This window comes from Mesorhizobium sp. M1E.F.Ca.ET.063.01.1.1, from assembly GCF_003998155.1.
GTDB lineage: Bacteria > Pseudomonadota > Alphaproteobacteria > Rhizobiales > Rhizobiaceae > Mesorhizobium.
Genome location: NZ_RZSC01000275.1, coordinates 1 through 7,368, shown reverse-complemented (window position 1 = coordinate 7,368; position 7,368 = coordinate 1). Strand labels below are relative to the sequence as shown.

Annotated in this window: 7 protein-coding genes; 2 read left to right on the top strand and 5 right to left on the bottom strand. The window is 64.4% G+C overall.

Annotated elements, in window-relative coordinates; all coding sequences use genetic code 11:
- Positions 1-304: 304 nt before the first annotated feature.
- Positions 305-904 (bottom strand): LysE family transporter, encoded by a 600-nt coding sequence (locus EOA29_RS19430; protein ID WP_189350721.1) that lies wholly within the window; start codon positions 902-904, stop codon positions 305-307.
- 320 nt (positions 905-1,224) lie between these two features.
- Between EOA29_RS19430 and EOA29_RS19425 the strand changes: the two genes are divergently transcribed.
- Both EOA29_RS19425 and EOA29_RS19415 read left to right on the top strand, forming a co-directional pair.
- Positions 1,225-1,764 carry a flavodoxin domain-containing protein gene (locus tag EOA29_RS19425; protein ID WP_126094492.1) on the top strand — a complete coding sequence of 180 codons (540 nt, stop codon included), beginning with the start codon at positions 1,225-1,227 and terminating at the stop codon, positions 1,762-1,764.
- A gap of 335 nt (positions 1,765-2,099) precedes the next feature.
- Complete coding sequence (locus EOA29_RS19415; RefSeq protein ID WP_126095950.1) at positions 2,100-3,122, top strand: aminopeptidase; 1,023 nt, start codon at positions 2,100-2,102, stop codon at positions 3,120-3,122.
- 343 nt (positions 3,123-3,465) lie between these two features.
- On the opposite strand, the gene EOA29_RS19410 is transcribed toward EOA29_RS19415, so the two are convergent.
- The 4 genes from EOA29_RS19410 to EOA29_RS19395 all read right to left on the bottom strand — a co-directional run.
- The gene (locus EOA29_RS19410) at positions 3,466-3,696 is read right to left on the bottom strand and encodes a hypothetical protein (protein WP_126094493.1); all 231 of its coding nucleotides are present in this window, start codon (positions 3,694-3,696) and stop codon (positions 3,466-3,468) included.
- Between the two features lie 155 nt (positions 3,697-3,851).
- A complete protein-coding gene (locus EOA29_RS19405; protein ID WP_126094494.1) occupies positions 3,852-4,841 on the bottom strand; it encodes a substrate-binding domain-containing protein in 990 nt (329 codons plus the stop codon).
- Between the two features lie 73 nt (positions 4,842-4,914).
- Entirely contained in the window at positions 4,915-5,988 is a 1,074-nt protein-coding gene (locus EOA29_RS19400) for an ABC transporter permease (RefSeq protein ID WP_126094495.1), read from the bottom strand.
- Positions 5,988-7,368 (bottom strand): sugar ABC transporter ATP-binding protein (locus EOA29_RS19395; RefSeq protein WP_145969709.1); only part of this gene is annotated, 1,381 nt, incomplete at its 5' end. The genes EOA29_RS19395 and EOA29_RS19400, both read right to left, overlap by 1 nt.

The window sequence follows — 7,368 nt, the reverse complement described above, 5'->3', positions numbered from 1 at the left end:
GATTTGGTCTCTGACATCAGGCCGACAACGGCCTGAAAATCAGAAAGTTTCACCGTCTCCGCGCGGCAGCGAGTCATCCACTCGGTCGGCAATCGCATAGGGCAGCGCCGGCCCCCGCTCCGTCTCGGCTCCGCCGAGCCACCTCTCCCCCATTTCATGGGGGCGAGGAACCCAAGGTCTGCGAGGTCGCGACTCTGGCGATTGGCGTTTCCTCGCCCCCACAACGTGGGGGAGAGGTGGCTCGACGAAGTCGAGACGGAGAGGGGGAGCACCCTATGCGATTTTGGCTCTCCGCCTTGTCACCTCACCCGCTAAAACCCCGGCGCGCGGCGGCCATGCCTTCCCACATCAGCTTGATGCCGAGCGCGCCGACCACGGCGCCGGCGGCGCGGTCGATCCAGTGCTTGGTGCTGAGATAGGCCGAGCGCGGCCGGCTGGCGGAAAAGGCGAAGGCGACGACCGCGTACCAGACGAATTCGTTGAGGAAGAGCAGCGGCGGCAGCACGAAGAGCATCCACAGCGGCGGCGAGGCCGGCAGCATGGCCGCGAACATCGAGGCGTAGAAGATCGCGGTCTTGGGGTTGGCGAGCTGCACCAGAAGCGCGCGGCGCAGCGCCCGCCAGAACGAGCCGGCGCGCGCCGATGCATCGCTGGCGATCTCGATCGGCTCGTTGGCGCCGCGCCAGATCTTGATGCCGATCCACAACAGATAGGCGCCGCCGGCGATGCGCAGAAAAATGTCCAGCCAGGCGACCTGCACGAGCAGCGCGGTCAGGCCCGCGACCGCGATGGTGGCGAAGATGAAGCCTCCGATGCCCATGCCGATCGCCGCCGCCAGGCCGTCGGTGCGCTCGCCGGCAACCGCGATGCGCGAGACGACGACGAAGCTCGGCCCGGGGCTCATCGCGCCGAGCAGGAAAACGCCAAGGATGGAAAGGATGGTTGCAATCTCGGACAAGGCTCTTCTCCCAGGTCGATGTCGGTTGCCGCGCAAGCAATGCACGCGCAAAGCGGATTGTCACCACCCTGGCAAGCCGATCCGTTCGGCCAGCACGGCGCCAAGGATCGTGCTCCAAGCCCCGACGTCACGGCGAAAAGCAGTTCGTGGAGCCCGTTCCATGGGCTATAATGCGGTGCTGTTGTGAAGCATTGAGGTGCTGGCATGCCGGGCTGGCTCGTATCGGTTGTCCCCATGAATGTCTCTTCCGCTGTCGGAGGGACATCGTGAACGTCCTGATCATCTATGGAACGACCGAAGGGCAGACGGAGAAAATTTCCGCACGGACGGCAGCGCATATCCGCGAACGCGGGCACCAGGTCGAGCTTGTGGATAGCGCAGAGCTCACATCCGATTTGAAGCTCGGACACTTCGACGCGTTCGTCATTGCAGCCTCGGTCCACCAAGAGCACCACCAGGAAACCGTCACGAACTTGGTGTTTGCACATCACGAAGCGCTGAACGCCAAGCCTTCGGCCTTCATATCCGTCAGTCTCTCGGCGGCGCTGGAAGACCAAAAGGCGGAAGCTCAAAAATACGTGGATCGCTTCGTCGCCGTGACAGGGTGGCAGCCAGGCATGACCCTCCTCCTTGGGGGTGCCTTGCGCTTCACCAAGTACGATTTCTTTCAGGAGCAGTTCGTCAAATTCGTCGTCATGAAGAGCGGCGATCCGGTCTCCGAGCGCGATCACGAATTCACTGACTGGAACGCACTCGCCAACTTCGCCGATCGATTTCTCGATCTGGCTAAACAAGGAGGTGCTTGAGTCCGGCGCAGCCGGCATCGGCGCACCCTTCGCCTTGCTTGCCGGCGTGGCGCATGGAACATGGCCAATCCTTACAAATTCGAAAGTCCGACCCGCTGCCCACCAGGTCTTGACGAAGACTGGTGCGCCTGTTTGAGACTTAAAGCGCGTCGCGCTGAAGCGGAGCCAGGCGACGCGCTTTAAGTCTTTGTTTTGATGCATGTCGTTCCCCCAAAACCGCTGCGCACTTTTGGGCGACATGCATTAGGGGTAAATGAGGCACTTGCTCCATGGGGAGATGAGCAAGCGGTGGGCAAGCTGTGAAGCGCGTTTTTCGATTGCTTGCCGCTGTGATCATGGCGTCCGGCGTGACCGGGTGCACCAGCATTTCGTACTACGCGCAGTCGTTGGAGGGCCATGTTGAGATCATGGCGGCGCGCAGAAATGTCGGGAAGCTGATCCGTGATCCTTCGACGCCGGAGGCATTGCGCGCCAAGTTGACGTCGGCGAGCGTCATACGCCGCTTTGCCACGGACGAGTTGACGCTGCCCGACAACAGCAGCTACCGCAGCTATGTCGACGTCGGCCGGGACTCTGTGACCTTTGCCGTTTTTGCCGCGCCGCAATTCTCGCTTACGCCAATAACATGGTGCTTTCCGGTCTTCGGCTGCGTTCCGTACCGGGGTTACTTTTCCCGGAAATCCGCAGCCGAAAGCGCTGTCGGACTGCAGCGACAGGGGCTGGACGTCTATGTCTCAGGCGTCACCGCGTATTCCACGCTGGGCTGGTTCAGCGACCCGCTGCTCAGCACCATGCTGCGTCAGGACGACACCTATCTCGCAAGCCTTGTTTTCCACGAGCTGGCGCATCAGAAAATCTATGTGAACAATGACTCCGCGTTCAATGAGGCTTTCGCGGTTGCCGTCGAAACCACCGGCGTGAGGAAATGGCTGCGCGCCACCGGCAATCGCGCCGGATTGCGCCGCTACGAGGCCAATCGCAAGCGCAGTGCCGATTTTCTCGGTCTGATAGCGAAAACCCGGGACGAGTTGAGGCAGGTCTATGGAAGTCCCCGTGCCCCGGACCAGATGGCGGCTGCCAAGGCAGCCACAATCGACAGGCTGCGGATGCGCTACCGGCAAATGCGCGATAGGCGATGGGCCGGATACCGCAGATACGATGCCTGGTTCGATGCCCCGATCAACAACGCAAAGCTCGCCGCCACTGCTGTCTACGGCGAACGGGTTCCGGCGTTTCTTCGCCTGTTCGATTTGTGTTCCGGCGACTATCCAAGATTCTATGCTTCCGTTCGACGGATCGCGGCCTTGCCCGAACCTTCCCGTGCGCAGGCCTTGAAGACCGCGGCGACATGTAATTGAGTTTGACGGACAAGGCGGCCCGCGCAGCCCGGCCCTGAGCGATGCCGGCTCGGGCAGCCAATCACATGGGGCGCTCCCCCTCTCCGTCTCGGCTTCGCCGAGCCACCCCTCTCCCCCACCTTCGGCGGGGGCGAGGAAACGCTAATCGCCGAAGGCCGTGACCTTGGCAATCTTGGGTTCCTCGCCCCATGAAATGGGGGAGAGGTGGTTCGGCGCGCAGCGCCGAGACGGAGCGGGGGCAGCGCTGCCATATGCGATTGCCCCCCGGCCGCCACACGAAGCCGCGCTACGGCCCGAAAAAAGGCCCCTTGCGGGGCCTTTGCAACGTCTTCCGGGCGCAGCGCTAGCTCGGAAACGTCACGGTCACGCCGCGCTGGCGAAAATAAGCCTGCATCAACTTGCGGCCCGAGCGGTTGTTGTGCGCCAACTTGGCCGGATCGAACACCGCCTCTTTCAGCCCTTCTCGCGCCAGCGCCGCTTTGAGCGTCGCGATATGGACGTCGATGTCGGCATTGTCCGCCTTGAGCGAGGCGTAGATATTTTCGGTCGCCTGGGCCACGGTCGGTTCGCTCACTTGTGTCGTCCTTTGGTTGGTTGCGCGGCGCGCTTAACACAGATTCGCGGCATGGCGATACCGATGAGAGCTTTGGCTTGGCGCGAAGGGGCCAGGCCTACGAACAAAAAAGGCCCCCTCTCGGAGGCCTTTTCGCAACAGTTTCGATTGTGGAGCTATTTCCCGGCCAGCGCCTTCGCGTTCTCCGCCGTGATCGCGGTGGTGTCCACGGTCACCGTCGGCTCGACGGAGGTCGCGCAGTCGAGCAGGATCTTCTTCGACATCTCGATCGCTTCCTTGGCGCCGGTTGGATAGGTGAAGGTCGCCGCCCAGTCGCCCTTGGCGACCGCCTCGATGCCGCCGGCCGGGCCAGGCAAGCCGTCGGTGCCGATGATCTTGACGTCCTTGCCGGCGCCCTTGGCGGCCAGCAGCGCGCCCGCCGCCATCATGTCGTTCGAGGCATAGAGCACCTTGATGTCGGGATGCGCCTGCAGCATAGCGGAAAAGGCGGTCTGGGCTTTATCCGGAACCCAGTCGGCGGCCTGCTCGGCGACGATCTGGATCTTCGGGTTCGCCTTCACGCCTTCCTTGAAGCCGTTGAGGCGCTCCACCGCCGGCGTCGAGCTCGGCAGGCCTTCCAGCACCGCCGCCTCGCCGCCATCGGGCAGCAGCTTCGAAGCTGTGAACTTGCCGGCTTCCTCGGCGATCTTGAAATTGTCGCCGCCGATGAAGGCCGTGTAGTCCTTGCCAGGGTCGCCCACCGTCTTGCGGTCGAGCTCGATCACCGGAATGCCGGCATCCATGGCGCGCTTCACGGCGGGCGTCAGGGGTGCCGCCTCGAAAGGCGAGATCAACAGGATGTCGACCTTCTGGGTGATGAAATTGTCGACCTGCGAGGTCTGCGTGTTGACGTTGCCGGCGCCGTCGGCGATCTGCAGCGTGAAGCCCGGCACTTCCTTGGCGGCCGCCGTCAGCTCGTCATTGACGTGCTGGCGATAGGGCTCGGCGTTGTTGGCCTGCGAAAAGCCGATGATGAACTGGCCGTCCTTGGCGCAGGCCTTCACCATCGGGTCGGCCGCCTGGGCAGCACTTGCTATGCACAGGCCGGCGCCCGCCAGAAGCACGGCTTTGAGCGCGCTGCTTAATCCTCTCTGTGTGGTTCTCATGCTCAGTCTCCTCCTCGTCCGGCTCGCGGTGCCAGACCTTTGGTTGCTCTTTCGGGATGCTGCCGCCGACCTCCTATCGTCCCAAACCCTCGCGGCGGCGAACGAGGGATTGAAGCACTGCCGCCAAGACGATGATCGCGGCGGTCGCGAGCAGCTGCATGGCAGGGGTGATGTTGTTGAGCTGAAGGATGTTGGCCAGCGCACCCAGCATGATGGTGCCGGCGACGGTGCCGACCATAGAGCCCGCGCCGCCGAACAGGCTGGTGCCGCCGATGACGACGGCGGCGATGGCCGTCAGTTCATAGCCCATGCCGTCATTGGCGCTGCCGAAGTTGAACTGTCCGGCATGCACGATGCCGGCAAGCGCCGAGGCAAAGCCGGTGATGGCGTAGACCGATATCTTCACCATCGACACAGGCACGCCGGAAATGCGCGCCGCGCGCTCGTTGCCGCCCACCGCATAGACGTAGCGGCCGAAGCGCGTGGTGTTGAGGACCAGCGTGGCTATCGCGGCAAAGATGATGAAGACGATGGTCGCCACCGGCACGGTGTTGTCGAACAGACGCTCGCCCAGCACCGCGAATACCGGCGGCGCGAGACCCGGCCCGTCGCCATAGGAAATGTTGATGTACTGATTGCCGGAAACGACCAGCGCCAGACCCCGCGCCGCCTGCAGGCCAGCGAGCGTGACGATGAAGGGCTCGAGCCGGAAGCGGGTGGAGATCGTGCCCTGGACGATGCCGAAGACGGTGCCCATGACGAGCACGGCCAGGATGGTGGCGATGAGGCCGAAGCCGCCGGAGATCATCATGGTGGCGGTCACCACGGCGGAGAGACCCAGCACCGCGCCGACCGAGAGATCGATGCCGGCAGTGATGATGACGAAGGTCATGCCGATGGCGATGATGCCAGTCTCCGACACCGCGCGCACGATGTTGGCGATGTTGTCGGGGTTGAGGAACAGGATCTCGCCGTGGCGCCGGGGCGAGAAGATGACGCCGCCGATCGCCACCAGCACCAGGCCGATCAGGCTCTGGAAGCGCACGATGATGGCCAGCGGGTCGACGCGATGTTTTGGCGCCGCTGTTGCGGTCCGCCGGCCGGGTACTGCCGGATTGGCCGTCCCCTCAATCTTCTGGTCCGACATCAGGCCTCCCTGCCGTTTGCCGCGGCAAGCACGGTGTGCTCGTCTACGCCGCCGATGAATTCCGCCACATTGCGCCCCTGGCGCAGCACCACGATCCGGTCGCAAAGCCCGATCAGTTCCGGCATCTCGCTGGAGGCGACCAGAATGCCCAGTCCCTGCGCCGCGAGTGCCCTGAGCCTGGCATAGATCTCGCCCTTGGCGCCGACATCGACGCCGCGTGTCGGCTCGTCGAGCAGCAGCAGGCGCGGATTGCCGAGGATCTCCTTGGCCAGCACCACCTTCTGCTGGTTGCCGCCCGACAACGCGCCGACGGCGATGTCGGGGTTCTTCGGGCGGATATCGAACTGGCCGAAGGACTGCCTCACGGCCTCCGCCTGGCGGCGCGGCGACATCAGGCCTGCCGGCGAGATACGACGGATCACCGACATCACCAGGTTGAGGCCCACCGCCATCCTGAGCATCAGGCCGCTGCCACGGCGGTCGTCGGTGACGAAAGCGATGCCGGCCTTGCGCGCCGCGTCGATGGATTCGAGTTTCACCGGCCTGCCGTCGACCGCGACTTCGCCCTGCCAGCGGCCGGCAAGGCCGGTGCCGTAGAGCGCGGAGAGCAGTTCGGTGCGCCCTGCTCCCATGATACCGGCAAGCCCGACGATCTCGCCTTCCCTGACCTCGAGCGAAATGCCGCGCGGCGGCTGCCAGCCGGCGCTTTCCCGAACGAGCCTGAAGCTCGCATCCTTGAGCCTGAGCAGCGTCTTGCCGGCCGACCTGGCGCGCGCGGGATAAAGCTCGTCCAGCGGCCGGCCGACCAGCAGGCGCACCAGCTCTGCCTGCGGCGCATGCGGCTCGGTGATGCCCGCGACGCGGCCGTCGCGCATCACCGTCACGCGGTCGGCGATATCGGGCACTTCCTCGAGGCGATGCGAGATGTAGACGATGCCGACCCCCGTGGCGGCGAGCTTCCTCATAATGTCGAACAGCCGCTCTACCTCGCCGACGGTAAGTGCGGCCGTCGGCTCGTCCATGATCAGCACGCGCGAGGCATAGGACAGCGCCTTGACGATCGCCACCACTTGGCGCTGGCCGATCGACAGGTCGGCGACGAGGCGCGCCGGATCGATGGCGAGCTCAATCGCCTCCAGCCGCTGCTTGGCCTCGCGGCGCATCGCCGGCACGTCGAGCATGCCGCCCGGCCGCATCAGCTCGCGGCCGAGGAAGAGGTTTGCCGCCACGTCGAGCGAGGGCACGAGGTCCAGTTCCTGGAAGATGGTGGCGATGCCGGCGGCCTGCGCCTCGCGCGGGTTGTTGAAGGTGACCGGCTTGCCGTCGATGCGTATCTCGCCCTCATCTGGCGAGTAGACGCCCGACAGGAGGTTCATCAGC